Raw genomic sequence first — 24,659 nt, forward strand, 5'->3', positions numbered from 1 at the left:
GGCGGACTCGAATGTTCGGGTCGCGTGCGAACGGCTGGCGTGCGGAGGCCCGTCAAGCGCGCGTCGCCCGACCGACGGGAGCGAAGCCAGCAATATAATCCGGGAAACGAGTTGAAAGTTCATTTAGATAATTTTTTGATACTTATGTGTGTCACATCAACCCATGGGTGCTACCGACAAGATAACATGTCGCGTCGTCGACGGCGATTCCCGGCCGCTGGCGGGGCGGATAGTCATCGGCGAACGGGAGGACGGCGACCGCATCGGCCACTGGATGACCGAGGACGACGGGAACTTCGTCCTCGAAGCGGACGGCGGCGCCGACCTCGACAAGGTCTCGTTCACCGTGCGGAACCCCGCGCGGGGCGGGACCGAGGAGCCGGTCCGACGGCGGCGGCGACCGGACGGGAGCGAGGCGGCGCTCCACCTCTCGGTGAACGCGCGCAGCGTCGCCCTCCACGGCGGGAGCGACCACCGCGGGATGAACGAGGCCGCGTGTACGGCCGCGGGCCCGGTCCGGAGCCACCGGTTCCACACGCAGTTCCCCGAGCTGGACCCGTACGACCGCGACGAGGAGTTACTCCGGACGCTCGGCAGCGCCGACGGCGAGGCGGGGGCGCCGATGATGGAGTCGCCCGACGACCCGGTCGGGGACGCCGAGACGCCGGCCGGCTACGGCATCTTCGGTCAGTTCGTCGACCACGACCTCACGTTCGACCCGACCTCCGACATCGACCGGCGCAACGACCCGGCCGCGCTGCGGAACTTCCGGACGCCGGCGCTCGACCTCGACTCGCTGTACCGGACGAACGCGGAGGCGGCACCGTTCCTCTACGACCACGAGACGGACGAGCGAAAGCTTCTCACCGGCGACGCGGTCGCGCCGGACGCCGAGGACGGCGGCGGGCTCTCGGGGCTCCCGGGGACGGACCTCCAGCGGAACGAGCAGGGGATCGCGCTGATCGGCGACCCGCGGAACGACGAGAACGTCGTCGTCTCGCAGCTCGAGCTCGCCTTCGTGAACTTCCACAACCGCGTCGTCGACCACCTCCGCGGTCCCGGATCGTCGCTCGTCGAGGACGGCGAGTCCGTCCTCGAAGCCGCGCAGCGACTCGTCAGGTGGCACTACCAGTGGGTCGTGCGACGCGACTTCCTCCCCCGGATCTGCGACCGCTACGTCCTGGCCGACATCGAGGAGCGGGGCCGACAACACTTCGTGCCGCCGGGGCGCACGCCGGCGATCCCGGTCGAGTTCGGAGGCGCCGCGTACCGCTTCGGCCACAGCATGATCCGACACGCGTTCGACGTCAACGACGAGGTCGGCGAGGTGCCGCTGTTCCCGACCGGCCCCGGGGACGGGCGGAACCTCCGCGGCGGCCGACCGGTCCCGAGTGACCTCGTCGTCGACTGGTCGCGGCTGCTCGACACCGGCGACGGCGACTACCAGCCCTCGCGGAAGATCGAGCCCCTCCTCGCGCCGACGCTGTTCAACCTCCCGATCGCCGGGGACTCCTCGCTCGCCGTCCGGAACCTCCGGCGCGGGAAGGCGCTCGGCCTGGCCTCCGGACAGGACGTCGCCGCGCGGATGGGGTACGATCCGATCCGCAACGAGGCGTTCGGCGACGAATCGGCGATCATGGAGGCGCTGCGGGCGCACGGTCGCGGCGCAGACCCCGACTCGCCGCTCTGGTACTACGTGCTCGCCGAGGCGGACTATCAGCAGGACGGCGAGCGACTCGGCGCGGTCGGCAGTCGGATCGTCGCCGAGACACTGATCGGGCTGATCGAGGCTGACGAGACCGCCTACCCCAACGCCGCGCCCGACGGCTGGGAGCCGAGCCTCCCGCAGCCGACGGCGACCGACGGGTACACGCTGGCGGACATCACGGCGTTCGCGGCCGAGGCGAACCCCGACGGACTGGTGATCGAGGCCGTCGACGCGGGCCAGGGGAGCGGCGGCGATGCGGGAGCTAACGGTGACGCCGGCGACGTGACCGGCGACGCGCTCGACGAGTCGGTGACCCTGCGGAACGCCGCGGCGGAGCCGATCGACCTGACCGGGTACGTCATCGACCTCGACGGCCAGCGCGACGACCTCCCGGACGCGACGCTCGGGCCCGACGAGACCCTGACGGTTCACGTCGGCGCCGGCGCGGACACGGCGACCGACCACTACCTCGGCCGCGACGCGCCCGCGCTCGACGACGAGGGCGAGGTCGTCACCGTGTACGCCCCCGACGGCGAGCGCACGACGAGGCGGCGGTACGTCGGTTAGGCGGCCGTACGTCGGCTAACGGGCAGTACGTCGGCGAGGCGCCATCCCTCACCGCCGCTCGCCGACGAGCGCGTTCGCGGAGATGACGAGGAACGCGACCCCCGACATGCCGGCGATGACGGCGAACGACGCGCCCCAGCCGAACAGGTCCGCGACGAGCCCGACGCCGACCGAGCCGGCCGAGCCGATCACCGTGTAGACGGTCCGTATCAGGCCGAACCCGGCGCCTCGTTCCGCGTCGCCAAGGGCGTCCATGAATCGCGGGTCGATGGCGGAGAAGAAGCTCGACCCGAGCCCGGCGAGCAGCACGACGATCCCGAGCCCGCCGACCGTCGGCAGCGCCGGCAGCCCGACCGGGACCGGCAGCCGGACGAGGTCGGGGAGCGCCACCAGCCCTCCGAGGCCGAGCGCGCCGCTGAGGAGGGCCGCGGCGATGCTCGTGTCGCGGCCCAGCCGGTCGGAGAGCCGGCCGAGCCCGACCTGCGCGCCGGCGCGGACGACGAAGAACGCCGAGAAGACGCCGCCGGCGAACGCGGGGTCGTACCCCCGGAGCTCCACGAGGAACGTCGGCAGGAAAGAGATGACGCCCTGCGCGACGTACGTGCCAAGCGTGGCGACGACGAGCGGGACGAGCACCTCACGGCGCCCGACCAGTTCGAGCAGCGGGCCGACCTGGAGCCGCTCCGCCATCGGCTGGTCGGGGCGCCGCGGCTCGGTCGGCCGGACCCGCCGCGCGAACAGGAGGAAGATGGGAACCCCGACGACCGCGGCCAGCGCGACCCCGGGCCGCCAGCCGTAGCGGACGCCGACCCACGTCGCGGCGACCGGCGCCACGAGCCCGGCGAGCGGGCCGCCGAGCGAGTGGATCCCGACCGCGGTGCCGAGGTCATCGAACGTCCGCGAGAGCAGCGTGGTCGCCACCGCGTAGTGGAGCCCCGCCACGAGCCCGAGGAGCACCGCCGCCAGCACGAACGCGGGGAAGACCGGTACGACGGCGAGCGCGAGGCTCATCGCGGTCGTGCCGCCGACGGCGACGAGGATCACCCGACGCTCGCCGAACCGGTCTGCGAGGATCCCGCTCGGGAACTGCGAGAGGCCGTAGGCGAACCACATCCCCGAGAGCGCCACCCCGACCGCCGTGTTCGAGACACCGAAGTCGTCGATGATGAGGGGGACGACTGGACTGATCGCCAGCCGCGCGAAGTACGTCACGAAGAACGCCAGCATACACAGCGTCAACACCGTGTGGCGGTACCGCCAGTTCATCCGACAGTCACGGGCGACTCATCGGGGCGGTCGGCCGTCAACACTTTCGGTTCCAGCAGGCCGTGAGCCGGTCGGGCGAGGTCAGCCCACGGCCCCCGGGTCGACCCGGCTCCCGACCCACAGGAGCGTGAGAAGGAGCCCGGCCACGGACGCCGGCATGAACCACCGGAACGCGGCGAGCAGTCCCGCCGAGGCCTGAAGGCCGATCACCGCCAGGAACGCGGGGCCGCAGCAGGCGACCCCGGAGAGGATCCCCGGAAGGCCCGCGGCGGCCCCCGCGCCGGCGCCGATCCGACAGGCCGAGGGGCCGCGCCACGCAACGACCGAGACGGCGAGCGTGACGCCGACGAGCACCGCGAGCGCGAGCCCGAGGGCGGCGTTGACGGGAGCGAAGAGGTACTCGACCGGTCCCGCGGAGAGCAGCGCCACGGGCTCGTACTGGAACGGCGCGACGCGCCGGGTCGCGAGCGCGACCGGGTCGGCGGCGACGACGAGGTCGAACCGCGGCGTCCCGGCCGACTCGACCGCGCCGGTGCGCAGACCGAGGTGGCCGAGTCCGAGGTGGTAGGCAACGAGATAGGCGCCGGTGACGGCACCCGCGGTCGCCCGGCCGTCGCGCCGACCGAGGGCGGCGCGGACGGCGAACACCGTCCGGCGGGCGAGCCCGGCGAGCCACGCGCGCGGCGACGCGGCCGGCGCGGCGGTCTCACTCTCCATAGCCCGCTCGCGTGTGCTCCCCGACGAACGCGGTGTCCGGGTAGAAGCCGTACCAGGCGAACCACATCGCGTCGAACGCGAGGAGCCGTTCGAGCGGCAGGTCCGCGGCCTCGAACCCGCCCTCACCGTCGACTCGGTACTCGTCGCCGTCCGGTTCGACCGCGACCTCGTCGGGGTTCCGGTAGACGTACCCCGTCGAAAGGGCAGGGTCGGCGACGGCGATGACGGCGGGGCCGCCCTCGCCGACGGTCCCGGTCAGCACTCGCTCCGAGAGCAGCGTGGTCTTGTCGAAGGCGACCGCGCCCGTCGCGGTCCGCGCCCCGATGACGACGGACTTCGCGTGGCCGTCCTCGGGGGACGCGAGCGGCGGGAACCTGGTCCCGTCCCGCACGTAGTACCCGCTCAGCGGCGCGTAGCTCCCGTACGGGTCGCTGTCGTAGCGGCGGACGTAGCCGGTCTCCTCGGTCATGAGGGAAGCGTCGGGATGTCGCGTCGCCCACTCGCCGGCGGTCGTCCACACGACGCGGAACTCGTCGAGGGTCTCGTCGGCCATCGACCCGTCGACCCCGGTGGCGAGCATCTGCGGCCACCAGCTGTCGGTGGCGCGGTCGTACATGATCAGGTTCGAGTTCACGAGCCGGCCCGACACGCCGAACGTCGTGTCGCCGCGACGGAACCCCTGTGCCGTCCCGGTGAGCGGGCAGTAGGTGATCGCGACCGACTCGCCGCCGACCTCGTCGTTGACGATCTCGTGGTGCGAGAGGATGCGACGTGGATACGCCTTCGCCTCGCCGCCGCGGACGACGCCGAACACCGGCTCGTTGCCAGCCATATCCGCCTCCGCGATCGGCCGAAACGCGGGGTCGTCGACGGAAGGGATCCCATCCTTGCCGACGCCGCCGTCGAGCGACTCGGAGACGAGGGTGTCGGCCTCGTACGCGAGGTGATAGCCGGCGTCGACGGTCGGCGGGGGAGCTCCGGCACCCGTGTCCTCAGCGCCTCCGGTGACGGAGTCCGTCGCTCGGCCCCCGAGGCAGCCGGTGAGGGACGCCCCGCCGACCGCCGCGATCCCGGCCAGCGCCGCGCGACGGGTTCGGTACATGTCGTCGTCTCCGGCTTCGAGCGTATAAAATCCGCAGCGCGGGTGTAATTCACACGCACAGCCGATCTCCGGCGGCAGTCCGATGCCCGACGAGGCGGGGTCGCTACTCGTGACCGCTCGACGATCGCTCCCGCAACCGGTCGGCGATCGCCGCGCCGGCGGTCCGCGGGTCGGCCTCCCGCACCGTCACCGGATCGCCGACGGCGACGGACCCCGGTTCGACCACGTCACAGCAGAGGCCGCCGCGGTTCCGGAGCGCCGACGCGAGGCCGTCCTCGCCGGCGAGCTCCTCGAGGTGCGCACACGGCGGTCTCCGTCGGGTCGGTCGCAGGAGGGCGTCGCCGACCGCGACGGTCGCGCCGAGGAGCGAGTCCATCTCCGCGCCGAACCCCTCGACGACCACGTTGCGACGGTGACGGCCGTCGCGCACGTCGATGCCGGTCGCCTCACGGACCGCGGTCAGCGCCTCCCCGGCGACGAGCGTGACCGCGCAGCCGTCGAGTTGGAAGTGGCCGTCGCCGCGGCGGTAGCGGTCCCCCTCCACGCCGTCGGGACGGACCTCGACCGCCTCGCGACGGACCGGCGGGGCGCCGCCCTCGGGGGCCGTCACGAGGCCGGCGACCGCGCCGGGGGTCGCGTCCGCGCTGGTCGATTCGGGTGGCCGGTCCGCCGGCATCAGGGCTCCCCGAGAAGCGTCGTGTCGTCCGGCTTCAGCCATTCGCGGTGCGCGTAGTAGAGCGCGGCGACCGGAGGCGCGGGGAGCGCGGCCAGCGCGTAGATCCACTTGAAGACGCCCAGGTCGGCGACGCGTCGCTCGGCGAGCGAGAGCGCGTCGAGCAGGATCGTTGCGGTCGCCAGGGGCGCGAGCAGGTAGCTGTGCGCGAAGGCGACGGCCGGTCCAACCGGGGTCGCAGGCGTCAGCAGCGCCCAGTCGACCGCGTACAGGACCGTCCACGCTCCGACGGTCACCGCTATCGCGGCGAGCCACGGTCCGTCGAAGCGGCGGTCCGAGCCCCCCGTCGGACCGCCGTCGGCCGGGTCGCGGTCGGGCGGCTCCGTCTCCGATTCGGCGCGCGTGTTCACGCCCGATCTGGGCGCCGAACGCTAATCAACACCGGGGTCGACCGCCGCGGCGCGGTCACTCGTCGAAGGTCCCCGCCGTCAAGTACCGCTCGCCGCTGTCCCAGAAGACGGTGACGACGAGGGGTTCCTCGCCGACGAACGCGCCGCTCTCGCGCAGTTCGGCCGCGACGACCTTCGCCGCGAGGTTCGACGCGCCCGACGACTGGCCGACGAGGATCCCCTCCTCGCGAGCGAGCCTGCGGCACTCGGTCTCGGCGTCGCCGAGTTCGACCGTGTGGACCTCGTCGATCAGGTCCACCTCGAGGTTCGGCGAGACGAAGCCCGGCCCCATCCCCTGGAAGTCGTCGGCGCTCGGCTCCTCGCCCGAGAGGACGGCGTTGTCCGCGGGCTCGACGGCGTCGATCCGGACGTCCGGGAACGCCTCTCGGAGACGGCGGCCGATCCCGGTGATCGTCCCGCCGGTGCCGACCCCGGCGACCAGGGCGTCGACGGTGCGGTCGCCCACCTGATCGAGTATCTCCGGGCCGGTCGTCTCGTAGTGCGCGCGGGGGTTGGCGGAGTTCTCGAACTGGCGGAGCTGGACGGTGTTCGGCTCCGCCTCCAGCTCGTCGGCGCGGTCCTTCGCGTCGGAGATGTCGCCGTCGACGAGCTCGACGGTGGCGCCGTACGCCCGCATGAGTCGGCGGCGCTCGATCGATTTCCCTTCGGGCATCACGAGGGTGACGTCGTAGTCGCGCGCCGCGCCGACCATCGCGAGGCCGATGCCGGTGTTGCCCGACGTGGGCTCGACGATGCGGTCGCCCCGCTCGATCTCGCCCGCCTCCTCGGCGGCCTCGACCATGTACAGCGCGGGGCGGTCCTTCGCCGAGCCGCCCGGGTTGCGGGACTCGACCTTCGCCGCGACCGTCGTCCCCGCGGGCGCGTCGACCCGCACCAGCGGCGAGCCGAGGGTCGACAGGATGTCGTCGTCCATTACCCGAACCGAGGCGGTCGTGACCCAAAGGCCCCGCGGACTCCGGCAATCGATGTCGCCCGCGGCTGGGGCTTCGGGGGTGTCAGCAGTCGGTCTGTAGCCGAGGACAGAAATCAGGTGTGTCTGCGAACTCGACGAGGTGTCGTCGACGGACCCGAAGCGAATGTGCTCTTGCCACCGACGCGCCGTTTACGTGCCTCCGTGATCTATCGATCCCAATGACTCTCGAAACGCTCGCGCCCGCGGACGACCTCGACGCGGACGCGTTCGACGACTCGGTTCTCGACGCGCTCGCGGCGGACGACTACGTGTTCAAAGTGTGGGGCGGCGACTGGTGTATCGACTGCCAGCGACAGCTCCCCGAGTTCGGTGCCGCGCTCGCCGCCGCCGGCGTCCCGGACGACCGCATCGAGTCGTTCCCGGTGACGAAGGGCCCGGACGGGAAGGAGGGCGAACTCGTCGAGGCGTACGAGATCGGGCTTATCCCCACCGTCGTCGTCGAGTCGCCCGAGGGCGAGGAGGTCGCGCGGTTCGTCGAGGAGGAGGCCGTCTCCATCGCTGAGTACCTCGCGGACCGGCTCGCGGACGTCGAAGCGACGGCCTGAGTCGACGTTCGGGGCCGCGACAGGGACTCAGCCGTCTTCGGCGTTCACGTCGCCGGCGTAGTAGAGCGCGGCCATCACGACGCCCATCGTGACCGCCTGAACCGTCGTCGACGCGCCGAGAGCGACGCCGACCGCGAGCACCGACGCCGTCACCACGGCGCCGGTGAAGAGGGCGTAGCGCAGCCGCGAGAGGCCGCGCGCCCAGTCGTCGGCCCGGCGGTACAACTGTCGGGGACCAGCCATGTTCCGTGGTCTCGCGCGCGGAGCAAGTACTTTCAGGTGGGCGCCTATCGCCGAGTCCGCGCGCCAGGGCGAGGCCGACCGCTCGAGTCGGTGCGGCGTCGACCCCGAGCATGGCACGCGTCACGGTCTGGAACGAGTACCGCCACGAGCGCGAGAGCGACGCCGTCGCCGAGGTGTACCCCGACGGCATCCACGCCGTCGTCGCCGACGCGCTCCGCGAGGGGGGCCACGAGGTCCGCACCGCGACCCTCGATGAGGGACCGGAGCACGGGCTCACTGAGGCGGTCTTGGACGACACCGACGTGCTCGTCTGGTGGGGCCACGCCGCTCACGACGAGGTGCGCGACGCGGTCGTCGACCGCGTCCACGAGCGCGTCCTCGACGGGATGGGCCTCCTCGTCCTCCACTCCGCCCACTACTCGAAGATATTCAGGCGGCTGATGGGGACCAGCTGCTCGCTGAAGTGGCGTGAGGCCGCCGAGCGCGAACGGCTCTGGGCGATCGAGCCGAGCCACCCGATCGCGGACGGGATCGGCGAGGCGATCGAACTCGACGAGACGGAGATGTACGGCGAGCGGTTCGACGTGCCGGCGCCGGACACGCTCGTCTTCACCTCCTGGTTCGAGGGCGGCGAGACGTTCCGCTCCGGCTGCTGTTACCGCCGCGGGAACGGGCGGGTGTTCTACTTCCGGCCCGGTCACGAGACGTACCCGATCTACTACGACGAGGACGTCCGACGGGTGCTCCGGAACGCGGTCGGCTGGGCGGAGCCTGGCGACGGGCCGACGCCCGAGTTCGGCAACGCGGACCCGAGAGAAGAGATCGACACGAGCGACGACCGGACCGTTCACTGAGGAGAATCGTCGAACGGGCGCGTCGTCGAACGGACGCGTCGTCGGACGGACGCGTCGTCGGCCTGGCGCATCGTCGGGCGAGAACGCCGTCAGCCACCCGCTGTCAGGCCACGTCGCGCAGTCGCATGAACGCGTTCATCATGGCCGATTCGGCTTTCCTGAGGTGTTCGGACGCGGTGCTCGGCGAGGCGCCGATCCGCTCGGCGACATCCGAGACGGACGCCGCGCGCGGGGACTCGTAGTAGCCGCACTCGACGGCGGCCGCGACCGCGTCGAACTGCCGGTCGGTCAGTCCCGGGTCGAAGAGGTGCTGGCGCCAGTCGTACTCGCCGATGCGGAGGACCTCGCTTTCGATCCGCTCCGGGAGCGCGGCGAGGCCCTCCCGGAGCGGCTCGTGATCCCCGAGGATCGTCAGCCTCGCGACGCCGCTCGGACGGAAGTCGATCGGCGGGACCACGACGATGCCGGTCCGCCGGAGCGACCCGAACATCGCGTCGTCGACGGCGTCGCGCCGTTGCGTGAGGAAGACGTAGTAGCCCGTCCCGTCGATCCGGGTGACCTCGAACTCCCGGATGCGGTCGACTGACCGCAGCGCGTCGACGTACACGTCGATGTCCCCTTCCACGTAGAACAGGAAGGTGTCGGCGGTCTCGTCGAAGAGGCTGCCGTGAAGGAGCACGTCCCGACCGATGGCGTCCGACTCGTCGACCAGTCGGTGCATCGGATGCATGAGTTCCGGCGGGTACCGGAGTTCGAGGCGCAGATACTTCACGGCGGACAATGACGACGGCGGTTTTATAAATATCCGTACTGAGCCGGCAGAAGCCTCGGGTCGTGCGCTCGCGTCTCTTCCGGTATGTCGACAGAGCTGCTGCGCGAGCGCGACGACGAGGAGACGGCGGACGCGTTTTCGTCCGTCCGCGGGCTGATCACGGGGCGTGAGAGCCACCTGAACGCCCCCGCGGCGAGGGTCCGACCCGACGCGGTTCAGGAAGCGCTCTCCACGCTGCGAGACGAGGCGGGGTACGACCACCTCGCCTGCGTCACGGCACAGGAGTACGAGAACCGGTACGAGTCGATCTACCACCTGCGCTCCTACGACGACCCGACCCGGGAGCTCAGCGTCGTGGTTCCCACCGACAAGGAGGACCCGGTCTCGGAGTCCGCCGCGTCCGTGTTCCGCACCGCGGACTGGCACGAGCGCGAGGCGTACGACCTCGTCGGGATCGAGTACGACGACCACCCGGACCTCCGCCGGATCCTGCTCCCCGAGACGTGGCAGGGGCACCCCCTGTCGATGGACTACGATAAGGATCAGCCGCAGATCGCCGCCCTCTCCGAGAACGAGCCGATCGAACCCGGGTCGTCGACCGCGACCGGCAGCGACACCATGCTGCTCAACATCGGGCCGCACCACCCCGCGACCCACGGCGTCTTACACCTCCAGGTCACCCTCGACGGCGAAACGGTCGTCGGCGTGGAGCCCGACATCGGCTACATCCACCGCTGCGAGGAGCAGATGGCGCAGTCCGGGACGTACCGTCACCAGATCATGCCGTACCCCGACCGCTGGGACTGGGGCGGCGCGGGGCTGCTCAACGAGTGGGCGTACGCCCGGGTCGCCGAGGACCTCGCCGACATCGAGGTGCCAGAGTACGCGCACGTCGTCCGCACCATGGCCGCGGAGTTCAGCCGGATCCTCTCGCACATGCTGGCGATGGGCGCGTACGCGCTCGACGTGATCGGCGACTTCACGGCGACGTTCATGTACGCCATACAGGAGCGCGAGCGCGTTCAGGACATCGTCGAAGACCTGACGGGCCAGCGGCTGATGTTCAACTACTTCCGGCTCGGCGGCGTCGCGTGGGACCTCCCCGAACCCCGTGAGGAGTTCCTGCGGAGCGTCCGCGAGTACCTCGACGGCCTCCCGCGCCGCATCGAGGAGTACCACGACCTCCTGACCCGGAACGAGATCCTCCAGCTCCGCACAGTGGACACGGGAACCCTCCCGCCGGAGGTCGCGAAGAGCTACGGCGCGACCGGCCCCGTCGTCCGCGGCTCGGGGGTCGACTACGACCTCCGCCGCGACGACCCGTACGGCTACTACGACGAGCTCGACTGGGATGTGGTGACCGAAGACGGCTGCGACAACTACAGTCGCCTGCTCGTCCGGATGGGCGAAGTCGAGGAGTCCGCGAAGATCATCGAGCAGTGCGTCGACCTGCTCGAAGACTGGCCCGAGGACGAGCGGACCGTTCAGGCGAACGTCCCGCGGACGATCCGGCCGGCCGACGACACGGAGATCTACCGGGCCGTCGAGGGCGCCAAGGGCGAACTCGGTATCTACATCCGCGCCGACGGCACCGACAAGCCCGCCCGGTTCAAGATCCGCGGGCCCTCGTTCTCGAACCTCCAGACGCTGCCGGAGATGGCCGAGGGGGAGTCGATACCGGACCTGATCGCCGCGCTCGGCAGTCTCGACACGATCATGGGAGAAGTCGACCGCTGAGGCGGCGCGGCGAGCCGACGGCTCATCGGTGTAGGACGACCGCCGCTACGGCGCGGACGTTGAAAGGCGACCGCCTCGCGCGAACGCGAGACGACCGGTTGTGTCGCACGCCGGCGGCCGGTCGAGTAGCAGTCGACCGCGGGCGTATTTAAACCCTCGTCCACGGAGTCGCAAGCGGACGGCCGACGCGCCCGGTCACTCCGGCCGGTGGACCTCGCCGTCGCGCGAGTCGGCGTCCTTCCGACGGACCGCGGCGGCCGCGTTGTTCGCGTCGTAGCCGAAGAACACGTCCTTCGCGTACGTCTCGGCGACCTCAGTCGCGTGGATCAGGTCGTCGACGTCGACCTCGACCGCGTACAGTTCCAGCGAGAACGGCGTCTCCGGCGGCGCGCCGTGGAGAGAGTAGTCGCCGCCGAGCATCGAGCGGAACCCCCGCGCGATGGTCTCCAGCCAGTAGGTCGTCGCGTACTCGGTGTCGTACAGCGGGACGACGAACTCGTCGACGTGGGCGGCGAGGCGGTCGATGTCGAGGCCGGCCCGCTCGTAGAGGTGGTCGGGGTACGGGTCGGGGTACAGCGTCAGCAGGAGCCGGCCGGGGACCAGATCGGCCGCTTCGGCGACGAAGTCGGTTATCACGTCCGCGCGCCAGTCGGCGAACTCCTCGCGGTCGCTCTCGGCGAACAGGCGCTCGCAGCGGTCGCAGTGACAGAACCCCTCGCGGGGGAACCCCACGTCGTCGAGGCGCACGTCCTCGTTCTCGGCGGCGCAGTCCGCGATGATCTCCAAGAGTCCCTCGCGGTACTCCGGGTGTGTCGGGCAGATGTACGCCCAGTCGAAGTAGTCGCGGTCGCGGGTCGCCGGCTCGCCGCGCTCGTCGACCGGGACGAGGTCGTCGTCCTCGCTCGCGGCCGCGTTGTCGCCGAAGCACGACACCATGTTCACGGCGTCCGGCAGGGGCTCGGCCGCCCGCCCCGTGACGTCTTTCACCTCGTAGAAGCCGAGGTCGAACGGCTCCATCGCGACCTCGTCGGCGTTGCGCGTGACGACCCCGTACATGGAGTTGTATACGTGACTGGTCGGTAAAAACGGACGGTATCGGGGTGGTCGATCGGGGAGGCGAGTCGACGCGGAGTCTAATTCGGCGTGCCGTGCGGCGAGTGGTGTGACGAGCGCGGCGTCGAGCGGAGAGCGCGAGCGCGGTGTCTCGCGGTTACTCCACTTCGACCGGCTGTTTGTCGCCGGCGAACAGGAAGTACGCGAGCGCGACGAGCGACAGGACGAGGACGAGCTTGGCTTTCTTGCTCATACCTGTCAGTTGGAACGGTGGGCGCTAAAACCTACCGGACCGAGAACAGGTCGCCCCGAATAGGTCGGAACAAGACAGGTCGCCCCGAGTAGGACGGACCGAAAACAGGCTGCCCCGAGCGGAGCGACCCGCGGCGCCGGCCGTCTCAGACGTCGATGTGATCGGCGATGTCGGACCGCAGGATCGTCGCGCAGTAGTCGCAGCGCACGCCGTCGGCGACCACGTCGAACCGCGTCTCGACCGGCTCGCCGGCGTTGGTGATACAGTTGCGGTTCGGACAGGAGAGCACGCCGGTGACGCCGTCGGGACGGGTGACCCGGTTCTTCTCGACGACCTCGAAGTCGCGGACGATGTTGATCGTCGCCTCGGGCGCGATGAGCGAGAGCACGTCGACCTCCGACTGCGACAGCTCCCGGTCCTCGACCTTCACGATGTCCTTGCGGCCGAGCCGGTCGGAGGGGACGTTCATCCCGACGGAGACGCCCAACCCCTCGGAGCCGTCGATGCCTAAGATTGCGAGGACGTTCAGCGCCTGGCCCCCCTCGACGTGGTCGATAACGGTGCCGTCGCGGATCTTCGAGACGCGCAGCTCGTGATCGCTCATCGACCCACCTCCGTCCCCTCGTCGCCGTCGGGGTTCGCGTTCTCCAACAGGGTGTCGAGCAGCGCCATCCGCACCGGGATCCCGTTGTGCGCCTGCTCGAAGTAGCGGGCGTGGTCGGTCTCGTCGACGTCGGGCGCGATCTCGTCGACGCGCGGGAGCGGATGCATCACGGTGAGGTCGTCGGGGGCGTCCGCCAGCGTCTCGGCATCGATCTGGTACTCACCCGCGACGCGGTGGTACTCGTTCTCGTCCGGGAACCGTTCCTTCTGGATCCGGGTGACGTACAGCACGTCGAGCTCGTCGAGGATGGGTTCGAGATCGTCGTGTTCGCGGATCTGCGCGCCCGTCTCGTGGAGGTCGAAGCGCACGGAGCGCGGGAGCCGCAGCGACTCGGGGCTGATGAAGTGCTGGTTGGCGTCGAACTCCGTCAGCGCGGCCGCCAGCGAGTGGACCGTCCGGCCGTACTTCAGGTCGCCCATGACCCCGATCGTGAGGTCGTCGAGCCCGTGGTCCTCGCGGATCGTGTGGAGGTCGAGGAGCGTCTGGGAGGGGTGTTGTCCGGCGCCGTCGCCCGCGTTGACGACCGGCACGTCGACGCGCTCCCCGGCGAGCGTCGCGGCACCCTCGCTGGGGTGGCGGAGGACGAGGGCGTCCGCGTACCCCTCGATGACGCGGACGGTGTCGGACAGCGACTCCCCCTTCGAGACGGACGAGGAGTCGACGTCGCCCATGTCGATGGTGTTCATCCCGAGGCGCTTGGCCGCGCTGTCGAAGCTCATCCGGGTCCGCGTGCTCGGCTCGAAGAAGCAGAGCGCGAGCACGCGGCCGGCGTGCCGGTCCGCGTAGGCGGCGGGGTCGTCGGCGACCGCCCGGGCCCGGTCGAGTACGGCCTCGATGTCATCCCGCGAGAGCTGGGTCGCGGTGATGAGGTGGTCCTGTCGCATCGTCAGAGATGGGTGTCGGCAGTATCTTGAATCCCTCGGCTCGGGGCGCAGCGCGGGTGTTCACGGACGTGCGTACCCGCTCGGGTCGCCGTTTCGATATCCGCAACGCGCCCCGAACCGGTCCGGGATCGGCGCGACAGAGTCGAAGACTCGCCGCCGTGCCGGCCCCTCGCCGCCGTACATAAGCCGCCGCGGACCGAAGCGGATCGCATGGCAGACAACGACCCGGCCGACCTGCTCCCGAACGACCGCGTGAAGCAGGCGGCCCTCGACGGCGAGGTGACGCAGCTCCACCGCGGGAACCGATACGGCGAAGAGGGCGACACCTTCGAGATCGACGGCGTCGCCTTCGAACTGGTCGAGGTGACCGAGCGCACGCTCGGCGACATGACCGACGAGGACGCGAAGCGCGAGGGGTCGCCGTCGCTGTCGGCGTACAAGGAGCGAATGGTCCGCGCCCACGGCGGCAACTTCGAGTGGGACGACGACGCCGACGTGGTCAGACACCGGTTCGAGCGTGCCGAGTAGGACCGGAGATGATGAGGTAGTTCAGTCGTCGTCCGCGGCCGCGCCGTCGCCCGCCGCGGTCGCCGCGTCGTCCTCGATGCTCGGCGGGTACTTCCCGCGGTCGAGCTTCAGATCGGACTGCGGGCGGGCCATACAGGTGAGCGCGTACCGCTCGGCTTCCTCGTCGGAGAGGCCGCGAGCCGCGGGCTGTGTCACCTCGCCCTCGACGATTTCGGCGGAGCAGGCGAGACACATCCCGACGCGGCAGGAGTACTCCTGAGCGATCCCCTCCTCGAAGCAGGCGCTGAGGATCGTCTCCGTGTCGGCCACCTCGATCGTCTCGTCGGTGCCGACGAATTCGACGGTGTACTCTGTCATGGCGCGGAGTACCCGCCGACCGGTCAAAAAGGGTTCCCTCTATCCCGTCGCCGGCGCGGGGACGGAAGCGAGCGCTCGGTCGCTACGCGGCGGCGTCCGAGCGCTCGTTCCGCCTGTCCCGAACGGTCCGCGCCACGACTAACACGCCGACGGCGACGAGGAAGTCTCGACCGATCGATCCGAACACGTCGACCCACAGGCGCATGATCTGCGGGTCGGCCGCGAAGGTGCCCGACCACAGCAGGGTCCTGAGCGAGTGGGGAGCGACTCCGACGTACTGTCCCGCGAGCCCGCCGATGAGCGCGCCCGCGAAGAGCGCGAGTAGCGACCGGCCGGTCAGTGGAATCCGCGAGCCGGGAGCGATAAGCGCGTAGAACGCGACGAACAGAAGCCCCGGCACCACGAGGTAGGTTCCGGCGACGTCGACCACGAGGTCGAGCGGCGTTCGGGCGGTCACCGGCTGTCCCTCCCGTATCGCGTACTGGCGGGACCGAGTCACGGCTTCGAGGAACACCACTCCCGCCGTGACGGCGGCGAGGGCGTACGGCTTCGCTCGCGGCCGGCGGAGGAGCGCGTCGCAGCGGACCATGTCGGGCCCTGCGTCGCATCTCAGTAATATCTTGTTCCGACAACGGTCGCGCACCGCCTCCCACCTATCGCAACGACTAATCCCCCGCCGGACGCTTCCCGAGACATGACCGGCAAGGCCACCGCGCGAGCCCACCCGATTCAGGGGCTCGTCAAGTATCACGGGATGCGCGACGAGGAACTGCGGCTCCCGTACCACGACAGCATCAGTCTCTGTACCGCGCCGACCGCCACGACGACCACCGTCGAGTGGCAGCCGGACGCGAGCGAGGACGCGTACGTCATCGGCGGCGAGGCGGTCGACGGCCGCGCGGCCGAGCGCATCGACATGGTCGTCGACCACGTCCGCGACCTGGCCGGCGTCGACGCCGCCGTCCGACTGGAGAGCGAGAACTCCTTCCCGTCGAACATCGGGTTCGGCTCCTCCTCGTCGGGCTTCGCGGCCGCCGCACTCGCCCTCGTGGAGGCCGCGGGCCTCGACATGTCTCTCCCGGAGGTCTCAACGGTCGCCCGCCGCGGCTCCTCCTCTGCCGCCCGCTCGGTGACGGGCGCGTACTCGCGGCTCGACGCCGGGCTCAACGACGAGGACTGTCGCTCCTCCCGGCTCGACGTGGGGGTGAGCGAGGACGGCTTCGACCCCGAGGAGGACCTCCGAATCGTCGCCGCACACGTCCCCGCGTACAAGGAGACGGAGGAGGCCCACCGCGAGGCCGCCGCAAGCCACATGATGCAGGCGCGGACCGCGCACGTCCAAGACCAGCTAGTCGAGATGACCGACGCGCTCCGCACGGGCGACTTCGACCGGATCTTCGAGACGGCGGAGCACGACTCGCTGTCCCTGACGGCCACGACGATGACCGGCCCCGCGGGATGGGTGTACTGGCAGCCCGAGACGATCGCCGTGTTCAACGCGGTGCGCGAACTCCGCGAGTCGGGCGTCCCCGTCTACTTCTCGACCGACACCGGGGCCTCGGTGTACGTGAACACGCTCGCGGACCACGTCGACGAGGTCGAGGGCCGGATCGCCGAGATCGGCGTCGACACCGACGTCTGGGAGGTCGGCGGTCCGGCGCGCGTCCTCGACGAGAGCGAGGCGCTGTTCTGAGGGGCGGGACGGGCGGGGCAGAACCGGCGCTGGCGGAGTCTGTCGCGGTGATTTATGAGCCCGCGGAATGAATGAAAGTGACATGTCACCGATCGCCGACGCGATCCTCGCGTTCGACGGGCCCGCGCCCCGGGTCGTCGCCGATCTCCGGAGCGTGTCGTTCGAGGTCGAACACGTCCGCGAGGACGTGGAGGACCGCTACTCGGACGCCGACCTCGACGAGGCGTACCAGCTGGTGATGTCGAACCAGATCACGGGCGACGACTTCAAGCGCCTCGTGGGGAAGAGTCGGTACGCTGCGCAGACGCTGTTCTTCGACGACCTGGTGGTGTTCCTCTTCCCGTCGAACCGATACGACGCGGTGTTCGCGTCGTTCGACTACGACGAGTCCTTCCCGGTGAACGAGCTGGTGAGCGCGGTCTCTGAGGCGACGACCGAGTGACCGCGCGGCGGAACCGGTTCCCGGGCGTTAGCGGTCGGGGTTTTCGAGGTGATAGAGGAGGTCGTACTCGCCGACGTTCTCGCCGGTTTCGAGGACCTCGCTCAGCACGCGCTCGTGCTCCTCGTCGATGTCGTGGGACGACTCCTCGTACGCCTCGTAGACCGCGTCGATGTCCTCGGCTTTCATATAGTAAACGAGGTAGTCCCCGTCGTCGGCGTGCTCGACGAACGCGGTCTCGGAGTACATCCCTTCGTTGCGCAGGGTTTCAACCGCCTCGGACTCTCGATCCCGAATCTCTCGCGCCCACGCTTCGAGCCGCTCGGTCGCTCCGGACTCGATCCGCTGTTTCGTGAGGACGACGTCGACCATACGGCCGGGTCGCGCCCGTTTCACCTAACGGTTGTCCGCCTTTGTTAACTGTTGGCACGCTCTCGGACGGCGGGAGTCAGTCCTCCTCCGGGTCCTCGCCGCGCGCCCGCTTGTACATCGCGAGCGCCTCCTCGCGGCGCTCCGAGTGGTCGACGATCGGCGCGGGATACGCCGGGGCCGCGTTCGCGCGCTGTGTCGGCGACAGCTCGTGCCACTCGTGGATGAGGTCGGGCTCGACGCCGCGCAGTTCGGGGACGTACGCCGTGATGTACTCCGCGTCGGGGTCGTATCGCTCGCCCTGCGTCATGGGGTTGAAGATGCGGAAGTACGGCTGCGCGTCGGTCCCCGTCGAGGCTGCCCACTGCCAGCCGCCGTTGTCGTTCGCGGTGTCGTGGTCGGCCAGCCGCTCGCGGAAGTGGTCGTAGCCGTGCCGCCAGTCCGCGAGCAGGTCCTTCGTGAGGAAGGAGGCGACGATCATCCGCACGCGGTTGTGCATGAACGCCTCCTCGCGCAGCTGGCGCATCCCGGCGTCGACGATGGGATATCCCGTCTCGCCGCGCTTCCACGCCGCGATCTCGTCGGGGTCGTCGCGCCAGTCGATCCCCTCCTCGTACTCCTTGTAGTTCGCCGTCACCACCTCGGGGTTGTGGAAGAGGACCTGCGTGTAGAACTCCCGCCACGCCAGCTGCTGTTGGAACTCCTCGACCTGCTCGGGGGCGTCGTCGGGCCGCGCGTCCGACGCCGCCTCGGCCATCGCCTCCTCGGTCGCCGCGTACGCCTCGCGGACGCCGATCTCCCCGTACTTGAGGAAGGTCGACAGCCGCGAGGTCGCGTCCTCGGCGGGGTAGTCGCGCTCGGCCTCGTAGGCGAACACCGCCTCGTCGAGGAAGTCGGAGAGGCGCTCGCGCGCGGCAGCGGTCCCCGCCGGCCCGACATCGGCGTCCGGCTCGGCGAAGCCGAGGTCGGCGGGCGTCGGGAGGTCGCCCACCGTGGCGACGGGGAGCGCGTCGACGCCGGCGTCGGCCACCGTCGCGTCGCCCGCGTCGGTCCCGTCGATAGCGTCGACCGCGTCCGTCAGTCGGTCGGCGGCGGCGAGCGCAGCGCCGGTCGGCGCGGAAAGGGGGTCGTCCTTCGCGCGGTCGGTCCACTTCTTCCAGTAGTAGCTGTACACGGAGTACGGGTCCCCGGCGTTCGTCCGGATCGCGTCGGGGTCGTGGAGGACCGCGTCGTGGTGGGCCTCTCGCGCGACGCCGGCCGCGTCGAGCGCGCGTCGAACCCCGGCGTCGCGCTCGCGGGCGAGCCCCGAGTAGTCGCGGTTCCAGACGACGCGCTCGGCGCCGAGCGCCTCGGCGAGGCGCGGGAGCAGCGCTTCAGGGTCCCCGTGCGCGACGATCAGGTCGCTCCCGCGCTCGCGGTACGCCTCGCGGAGCGCCGCGAGCCCGTCGAGCAGGCGGCGGACCCGCACGTCGCTCGCGTGGTCGAGCACGTCGGGGTCGAAGACGAAGACGGGCGCGGCGGGCCCCTGGTCGGCGTCTTCGCTCGTGTCTCCGTCGCCGGCCCCCGCAGCGGCCGCTAAGCCGACGTTGTCCGCGACTCTGAGGTCCCGTCGGTGCCAGAACAGCTCCATGGGATCCGCACGGACGCGTCCACCGTGAAACCACCGGGACCGGCGGAGGCTTGACTGGCTCCGAGCAGGTCCTATCGGGCGTCCGCGTCGGCCCCCGTGAGCGATTCGAGCAGTCGCACGGCCGGCGCTTTCGCCAGCGGGTCGTTCCCGTTCCCGCAGTGGGGCGACTGGACGCAGGCGGGGCAGCCACCCTCGCAGCCGCAGGTGTCGATCAGCCGCGCGGTGCGGGTCATCAGCTCCTCGATCCGCCGGTGGCCGCGGCGCGTGAGTCCGACGCCGCCGGGGTAGCCGTCGTAGACGAACACCGCCGGTCCCTCAGTGTGCGGGTGGTGGGGCGTCGAGATCCCTCCCACGTCGGCCCGGTCGCACAGCAGGTGGAAAGGGAACAGCGAGATGATCCCGTGTTCGGCGGCGTGGATCCCGCCGTTGAACGCGTACTCGCCGCCCGGGATCGGCTCGCCGTCGACATCGACGCCCGAATCGGGCGCACCTCCGTCGGCGCTGACCTCGGGATCTCCGGCGTCCCCATCGTCGAGCGCGTCGCCGAGTCGCCGCATCTCGCGCTCGACGTCCGCGGGCACGGGGAAGTACAACGACTTCGTCCGTAGCGTCGTCTCCGGGAGGTCGAGCGTCGACTCGCCGAGCGACTCCCCGGTCGCCGCGTCTTTCCGCACGAACCCCGTGATCTGCTCGGTCACCGTGACGTCCGCGAACCGGACGGGCACGTCGGGGCGCGCCGAGAGCGCCCGCTCGTCGAGGTCCTCGTTCACGACGATGTCCTTGTCGGAGCGCACCTGCGTGTAGTAGTCCGCCCACGACTGCTGGAGCTCGGCCACGTCGCGGTCGAGGTCCAACTCGACCACCTCGTAGGTGCGGCCCTGCTGGTGGTAGATCGCGCCCGGGTGGGCGTCGCGGAGCGCGTCCGCGAAGGCGAGCGTCGCGACCGTCTCGCCGCTCGACCGCTCGATCAGCGATATCTCGCGCTCCTCGGCCGTGCGGAGGTTCACGGACTGCTGGGGGCTTCCGTCGCCGGCGTGGACCCAGCGCGTGCCCTTCGCGGCCTCGCGCCGTTCGAGGGCGCCCGCCTCGGTCAGGCCGGCGACGACGCCCGGGAACGTGTCGCCGAAGAAGCGCTCGTCGTCTGGAGAGAGCCAGTTCTCGTCGGCCGCGCAGGCGACGTGGCCGGGCATGAGCTGCCCGTTCTCCGGGTCGCAGATCGCGTCCTCCGGCGGCGCGTCGAAGAAGTCGCTCGGGTTGCGCATCAGGTACTGGTCGAGCTGGTCCTCGCCCCCGACCATGACGACCGTGGCCGGGTCGTCGCCGCGACCGGCCCGCCCCGCACGCTGGTGCGCGGACATCCGCGTGCCGGGGTAGCCGTCCAGCACCACGGCGTCGAGCCCGCCCACGTCGACGCCGAGTTCGAGGGCGCTCGTCGACCAGACGCCGCGGAGGTCGCCCGCGTGGAGGTCGGCCTCGATCTCGCGGCGTCGGTCGTCGGTGAGCGCCGCCTGGTACGCGCCGACCTTCCCTGCGAGGTCGCGCTCCCCCCGCTCGCGGAGGTCGCTCGCGCTGTCGGTCGCGTACTGCTCGGCGGTCTGGCGGGCGCGGGTGAACGCGAGCGTCTGCTGGCCCGCCGTGACGAGGTCGACGAAGAGGCGCTTGCTCTCCGTGTGGCTCGACTTCCGGCGGCCGCTGCCGCGCTCCTGCCAGTCGTCGTCGTACTCGGGCGGGTTCCACAGCACCCAGTCGCGCGGCCCGCGCCCCGAGGTGTCCTCGTCGACGAGGGCGATCCCGTCGGGGTCGCGGCCGGTAACGGTCGCGACGTGGTCGACGGGGTTGTTGATCGTCGCCGAGCAGCAGACGAACTGCGGCGCGGAGCCGAATCGCTCGCAGGTTCGCGCGAGCCGGCGGAGGGTCAGCGCGACCTGCGAGCCGAACACGCCGCGGTAGCTGTGGACCTCGTCGATTACGACGTGCTCCAGCGAGGAGAAGAACCAGTCCCACAGGCGCCCCGCGTACGGGAGCAGCGCGTAGTGGAGCATGTCCGGGTTCGAGAGGAGGACGGTTGGGCGGCGGTCGCGCACGTCGCGCTTCTCCGCCCGCGAGAGCCGCCCGGTGTACGAGTCGACCGACACGCGGCTGCCGAAGCCGAGGTCGGCCGCGAGCTCGGACAGCGACTCCTCCTGGTCGGCTATCAGCGCGTTCTGCGGGCCGATGTACAGCGTGCGCCCGCCGTGGTCCATCGCGGCCTCGAACGCCGGGACGGTGTACGCGAGCGACTTGCCGCTGGCCGTCTCGGTCGCGAGCACGACATCGTCGCCGTCACGGACCGCGCCGATGGCGTCGGCCTGATGCCTGTAGAGCCGCTCGATGCCGCGGTCCGCGAGCGCGTCGGCGAGCCGCGGTTCGAGGTCGACATCGGCGAACTCCGGCTCGCGCGCCGGGAGCCGCCGTTGGTCGGCGATCTGTCCCTCGTAGAAGGGGCGGTCTCGCAGCCACTCGATGGCGTCGTCCACGGTTACGATACCCTCGGGTCGGCGGGGCCTAACGGTTGCGGTGGCACCGAGGAGAGTGCGGCGTCGACCGGGCGGTTGCGGGAACGCTGTGGCGACCAGTCGCCCGCGGGAGCGCCGTGCCGCTCAGTCGTCCGCGGGCGATCGCTCAGGCCCGCCGTCGGTCGGTGAGAGGTCGACCGCCGGCTCCGCGGGGCCCTCGCGGGCGAGCGGCGGCCAGCGGACCTCGGTCGCGATCGGCTGGTCGAGGTCGACCCGCATCCGGAGGTCGCCGCGCCGCTCGACGACTTCGAAGCCGACCGTCCGGTAGACGCTCCGCGCGGGGCGGTTCCCGGTCTCGACGTGGAGTTCGATCCCGTCGCGGCCGGCGGCCGCGGCGTTGGCGATCACGTGACGGCACAGCTCCGTCCCGACGCCGCGGTCCTGCGCGTCCGGGTGGACGAAGACGGCGAGTTTGGGGGTGTCGGCGTCGGTCGGGGTGTACATCGCGTGGCCGAACAGTTCGCCGTCCCGCTCGGCGACGACGTTGTTCCCCTCCGACAGCATGGATCGGATCCAGTCGACGCGCCGGCGCCGGCTCACCGGCGGGAGCCCCTGCGCGCGGTGGGGGCGGCCGAACCGCTCGTACATCTCTGCGAGGAACGGCTCGTCCGCGTCGGTCGCGGGCCGGATCGTCCAGCGCGCGCCCTCCTTGTCGACGAAGCGCGGACACCGCGGCGGGCAGTGCGGCGTCCCCTCGCACTCGCTCCCGTCCCAGCCGTCGCAAGCGGCGCTCGCGGTATCGGAGGTCATGTATCAATGTTGGCGTCGGGTCGTGTTATAGGGTGACAACGACTTTCACAGCGTGAGAATCGGTAACGGAGTCGGCGTCGGCCGCAACGTGGTCGGATCGGGGGTTACTCCCGGATCAGCACGATCCCCTCGCGGAACACGACGTGGTTCGGGAGGACGTGCTCTTCGCCGTCGGTCTCGATGTGGGTGACGAAGAGGTCGACCTCCTGAACGACGCCGCGCTCGCCGGCGACGCGGACCTCGTCGCCGATGCTGTACGGCTGTCGGAGCAGGAGAAAGACGCCGGCGGCGGCCGACGCGACGAGGTCTTTCGTCGCGAGCGCGGCGAACAGCACCACCGCAAACGCGTACGCCGCGAGCAGCACGATGAGCGCGAGCGTCTGAACGCCCACCTGTCCGAGGGCGATGAGCGCGGCGACGTAGACGACGCTGTAGTTCACGACCGTCGGGAGCACGCCGAGTTCGGGGAGCTTGATACCCCGGAGGCGCTCGGCGACGAGCAGCTCCACCTTGTCGCCGACGACGACGCCGACGATGACGACGACGGCGGCGACGAACAGCCGCGGGAGGAAGGCGGCGACGCCGGACCAGAACTGTTCGAGGTAGTTCACGTCTGCGACCGTGAGGGCGACGATGACCGCGACGGCGACGATGAAGTAGCTCGACAGCTGCGCCAAGATCCGCACCGTCGAGGTGTCGAACTCGCGGGCCGTCCGCTCGAAGGTGGTCCCCTCGATCACCTCGGGGACGCCCGCCCGGCGGAGCAGCCGGCGGTTGATCACGCCGGTGAGGTACGCCAGCGCGAGACCGAAGAGGAGCACCGCCAGCGCCAGCCAGATCCGGTACCGCACGTTCAGGAGGAACTCTGGGACGGTGATCTGGACCGCGGACATGAGTCAGTACTCCTCCGGATCGATCTCCAAGACGAGTTCGCCCGCCTTGAACGCCCGGACGAGCCCGTCCGACTCGGAGAGGACGATCGCGGTCGAGTTGGTGTCGCGGGTGATCGCGGCCCCGGACATGTGGCGCGCGCCGAGGCCCTTCGGGATGTCGACCCCCTCGGCGGCGGGTTCGAGGTAACGGTACGCCGAGACGATCTTCCCGGAGTCGGAGACGACGAACGCGCCGTCCAGCCGCGAGAACTCCTTGAGCATGACGTTCACGATGGGGTCGCCGACGTGGACGTGGCTCTTCTCGAATGGGTTGTACGACAGCGGCCGCGACTTGTTCATCACCTTCCCCGCGTCGCCGACGACGAACAGCGCGCCCACCGGCTTCCCCTTTTGTCCCTTCTGACCGAGTTCGATCGCGACCTCGAACACGTCGCGGATCACGCTCGGCTCGGCGCGGGAGTTGGCGAACAGGTCGAAGATGCCGGTGTGGATACTCTCGTCGACGGTGACCCGGACGACCGCGTCCGAGCCGCCCTCGAAGACGGAGGCGACGCACGCGACCTCGTCGCCCTCGGAGACGAGGTCCGCGTCCATCGCGCCCTCGATGCCGAACCGGATCCGGTCTTTCACGTTATCGAAGGGGAGCGGGAGATCGACGAACGTCTCGGCGTCGACGTCGTTGTCGGGCGCGACGACGACGACCTCGCTCCCGCCGTTCGCGAACCGCTCGTAGAAGGAGCTCGTCGGAGAGAACAGCAGCGCGGCGTCGACGTCAGCGACGAGGTCCGCCAGGTGGTCGGTGAGCGAGTCCATTGACGCAACTGACACGAGGAATCCGTATAGTCGTTGCGTCGGCGTCGTGCGTGCGTCTGACGCCGAGCGAGAGCGGCGGCGGCGCGATCCGGAGCGAAGCGGCCAGCGGGGCGCGGTCCGGAACGAAGCGGCCGCTGGTGCGGGCCCGAAC

Annotated in this window: 26 protein-coding genes; 7 read left to right on the forward strand and 19 right to left on the reverse strand. The window is 70.5% G+C overall.

Features of this window, described 5'->3' with window-relative positions:
- Positions 1–163 precede the first annotated feature (163 nt).
- The gene (locus EXE47_RS11135; RefSeq protein WP_137708285.1) at positions 164–2,275 is read left to right on the forward strand and encodes a peroxidase family protein; all 2,112 of its coding nucleotides are present in this window, start codon (positions 164–166) and stop codon (positions 2,273–2,275) included.
- 48 nt (positions 2,276–2,323) lie between these two features.
- Here the strand turns inward: EXE47_RS11135 and EXE47_RS11140 are convergent, their stop codons facing one another.
- The 6 genes from EXE47_RS11140 to EXE47_RS11165 all read right to left on the reverse strand — a co-directional run bounded on the left by EXE47_RS11140 (position 2,324) and on the right by EXE47_RS11165 (position 7,416).
- The gene (locus EXE47_RS11140) at positions 2,324–3,541 is read right to left on the reverse strand and encodes an MFS transporter (RefSeq protein WP_089307593.1); all 1,218 of its coding nucleotides are present in this window, start codon (positions 3,539–3,541) and stop codon (positions 2,324–2,326) included.
- Positions 3,542–3,622: 81 nt separating this feature from the next.
- Positions 3,623–4,258 carry a hypothetical protein gene (locus EXE47_RS11145; RefSeq protein WP_137708286.1) on the reverse strand — a complete coding sequence of 212 codons (636 nt, stop codon included), beginning with the start codon at positions 4,256–4,258 and terminating at the stop codon, positions 3,623–3,625.
- The gene (locus EXE47_RS11150) at positions 4,248–5,360 is read right to left on the reverse strand and encodes a DUF3179 domain-containing protein (RefSeq protein WP_086220017.1); all 1,113 of its coding nucleotides are present in this window, start codon (positions 5,358–5,360) and stop codon (positions 4,248–4,250) included. Before EXE47_RS11150 ends, EXE47_RS11145 begins: the two co-directional genes overlap by 11 nt.
- 103 nt (positions 5,361–5,463) lie before the next feature.
- Positions 5,464–6,036 carry an MOSC domain-containing protein gene (locus EXE47_RS11155; protein ID WP_094494227.1) on the reverse strand — a complete coding sequence of 191 codons (573 nt, stop codon included), beginning with the start codon at positions 6,034–6,036 and terminating at the stop codon, positions 5,464–5,466.
- Positions 6,036–6,443: a hypothetical protein gene (locus EXE47_RS11160; protein ID WP_049929432.1), complete on the reverse strand. Its 408-nt coding sequence runs from the start codon at positions 6,441–6,443 to the stop codon at positions 6,036–6,038. Before EXE47_RS11160 ends, EXE47_RS11155 begins: the two co-directional genes overlap by 1 nt.
- Before the next feature lie 55 nt (positions 6,444–6,498).
- Positions 6,499–7,416, reverse strand: coding sequence for a PLP-dependent cysteine synthase family protein (locus tag EXE47_RS11165; RefSeq protein WP_049929431.1), 918 nt, complete (start codon positions 7,414–7,416; stop codon positions 6,499–6,501).
- Between the two features lie 218 nt (positions 7,417–7,634).
- Between EXE47_RS11165 and EXE47_RS11170 the strand changes: the two genes are divergently transcribed.
- Positions 7,635–8,021, forward strand: a complete 387-nt coding sequence (locus tag EXE47_RS11170) for a thioredoxin (RefSeq protein WP_049929430.1) — start codon at positions 7,635–7,637, stop codon at positions 8,019–8,021.
- 27 nt (positions 8,022–8,048) lie between these two features.
- Here EXE47_RS11170 and EXE47_RS11175 read toward each other — a convergent pair whose 3' ends face one another.
- The gene (locus tag EXE47_RS11175; protein ID WP_049929429.1) at positions 8,049–8,264 is read right to left on the reverse strand and encodes a hypothetical protein; all 216 of its coding nucleotides are present in this window, start codon (positions 8,262–8,264) and stop codon (positions 8,049–8,051) included.
- A 110-nt stretch (positions 8,265–8,374) separates the two neighbouring features.
- Between EXE47_RS11175 and EXE47_RS11180 the strand changes: the two genes are divergently transcribed.
- Positions 8,375–9,118: a ThuA domain-containing protein gene (locus EXE47_RS11180; protein ID WP_049929428.1), complete on the forward strand. Its 744-nt coding sequence runs from the start codon at positions 8,375–8,377 to the stop codon at positions 9,116–9,118.
- Between the two features lie 103 nt (positions 9,119–9,221).
- Here the strand turns inward: EXE47_RS11180 and EXE47_RS11185 are convergent, their stop codons facing one another.
- On the reverse strand, positions 9,222–9,890 hold the full coding sequence (locus tag EXE47_RS11185; RefSeq protein ID WP_086216718.1) for a helix-turn-helix domain-containing protein: 669 nt from the start codon (positions 9,888–9,890) through the stop codon (positions 9,222–9,224).
- 84 nt (positions 9,891–9,974) lie between these two features.
- Between EXE47_RS11185 and EXE47_RS11190 the strand changes: the two genes are divergently transcribed.
- Positions 9,975–11,627, forward strand: coding sequence for an NADH-quinone oxidoreductase subunit D (locus tag EXE47_RS11190; RefSeq protein ID WP_049929426.1), 1,653 nt, complete (start codon positions 9,975–9,977; stop codon positions 11,625–11,627).
- Positions 11,628–11,822: 195 nt separating this feature from the next.
- On the opposite strand, the gene EXE47_RS11195 is transcribed toward EXE47_RS11190, so the two are convergent.
- The 3 genes from EXE47_RS11195 to pyrB form a co-directional block, all read right to left on the reverse strand.
- Positions 11,823–12,683 carry a hypothetical protein gene (locus tag EXE47_RS11195; protein ID WP_089307588.1) on the reverse strand — a complete coding sequence of 287 codons (861 nt, stop codon included), beginning with the start codon at positions 12,681–12,683 and terminating at the stop codon, positions 11,823–11,825.
- A 395-nt stretch (positions 12,684–13,078) separates the two neighbouring features.
- Positions 13,079–13,537: an aspartate carbamoyltransferase regulatory subunit gene (pyrI, locus tag EXE47_RS11200; protein ID WP_049929424.1), complete on the reverse strand. Its 459-nt coding sequence runs from the start codon at positions 13,535–13,537 to the stop codon at positions 13,079–13,081.
- The gene (gene pyrB / locus EXE47_RS11205) at positions 13,534–14,481 is read right to left on the reverse strand and encodes an aspartate carbamoyltransferase (protein ID WP_049929423.1); all 948 of its coding nucleotides are present in this window, start codon (positions 14,479–14,481) and stop codon (positions 13,534–13,536) included. The genes pyrI and pyrB overlap by 4 nt, the downstream gene beginning before the upstream one ends.
- A 210-nt stretch (positions 14,482–14,691) precedes the next feature.
- Here pyrB and EXE47_RS11210 point away from each other — a divergent pair, with 210 nt between their 5' ends.
- Positions 14,692–15,009: an ASCH domain-containing protein gene (locus EXE47_RS11210; protein ID WP_049929422.1), complete on the forward strand. Its 318-nt coding sequence runs from the start codon at positions 14,692–14,694 to the stop codon at positions 15,007–15,009.
- A 21-nt stretch (positions 15,010–15,030) separates the two neighbouring features.
- On the opposite strand, the gene EXE47_RS11215 is transcribed toward EXE47_RS11210, so the two are convergent.
- On the reverse strand, positions 15,031–15,366 hold the full coding sequence (locus EXE47_RS11215; protein WP_049929421.1) for a 2Fe-2S iron-sulfur cluster-binding protein: 336 nt from the start codon (positions 15,364–15,366) through the stop codon (positions 15,031–15,033).
- 82 nt (positions 15,367–15,448) lie between these two features.
- Positions 15,449–15,955: a hypothetical protein gene (locus EXE47_RS11220; RefSeq protein ID WP_137708287.1), complete on the reverse strand. Its 507-nt coding sequence runs from the start codon at positions 15,953–15,955 to the stop codon at positions 15,449–15,451.
- Positions 15,956–16,060: 105 nt separating this feature from the next.
- On the opposite strand from EXE47_RS11220, the gene mvaD reads away from it, so the two are divergent.
- Both mvaD and EXE47_RS11230 read left to right on the forward strand, forming a co-directional pair.
- A complete protein-coding gene (gene mvaD / locus EXE47_RS11225; RefSeq protein ID WP_049929418.1) occupies positions 16,061–17,059 on the forward strand; it encodes a phosphomevalonate decarboxylase MvaD in 999 nt (332 codons plus the stop codon).
- Positions 17,060–17,141: 82 nt separating this feature from the next.
- Entirely contained in the window at positions 17,142–17,501 is a 360-nt protein-coding gene (locus EXE47_RS11230) for a hypothetical protein (protein ID WP_086216754.1), read from the forward strand.
- A 27-nt stretch (positions 17,502–17,528) separates the two neighbouring features.
- Here the strand turns inward: EXE47_RS11230 and EXE47_RS11235 are convergent, their stop codons facing one another.
- The 6 genes from EXE47_RS11235 to dacZ form a co-directional block, all read right to left on the reverse strand.
- A complete protein-coding gene (locus tag EXE47_RS11235; protein ID WP_089307585.1) occupies positions 17,529–17,870 on the reverse strand; it encodes a DUF6176 family protein in 342 nt (113 codons plus the stop codon).
- A 76-nt stretch (positions 17,871–17,946) separates the two neighbouring features.
- The gene (locus EXE47_RS11240) at positions 17,947–19,497 is read right to left on the reverse strand and encodes a deoxyribodipyrimidine photo-lyase (RefSeq protein WP_086216756.1); all 1,551 of its coding nucleotides are present in this window, start codon (positions 19,495–19,497) and stop codon (positions 17,947–17,949) included.
- Positions 19,498–19,568: 71 nt separating this feature from the next.
- The gene (locus EXE47_RS11245; RefSeq protein ID WP_137708288.1) at positions 19,569–22,013 is read right to left on the reverse strand and encodes a DEAD/DEAH box helicase; all 2,445 of its coding nucleotides are present in this window, start codon (positions 22,011–22,013) and stop codon (positions 19,569–19,571) included.
- A gap of 123 nt (positions 22,014–22,136) precedes the next feature.
- Positions 22,137–22,802 carry a GNAT family N-acetyltransferase gene (locus EXE47_RS11250; protein ID WP_137708289.1) on the reverse strand — a complete coding sequence of 222 codons (666 nt, stop codon included), beginning with the start codon at positions 22,800–22,802 and terminating at the stop codon, positions 22,137–22,139.
- Between the two features lie 104 nt (positions 22,803–22,906).
- Positions 22,907–23,695, reverse strand: a complete 789-nt coding sequence (locus EXE47_RS11255) for a mechanosensitive ion channel domain-containing protein (RefSeq protein WP_137708290.1) — start codon at positions 23,693–23,695, stop codon at positions 22,907–22,909.
- A gap of 3 nt (positions 23,696–23,698) precedes the next feature.
- Complete coding sequence (gene dacZ, locus EXE47_RS11260; protein WP_049929410.1) at positions 23,699–24,508, reverse strand: diadenylate cyclase DacZ; 810 nt, start codon at positions 24,506–24,508, stop codon at positions 23,699–23,701.
- Positions 24,509–24,659 lie beyond the last annotated feature (151 nt).

Source organism: Halorubrum sp. GN12_10-3_MGM, from assembly GCF_005435235.1.
Taxonomy (GTDB): Archaea; Halobacteriota; Halobacteria; order Halobacteriales; family Haloferacaceae; genus Halorubrum; species Halorubrum ezzemoulense.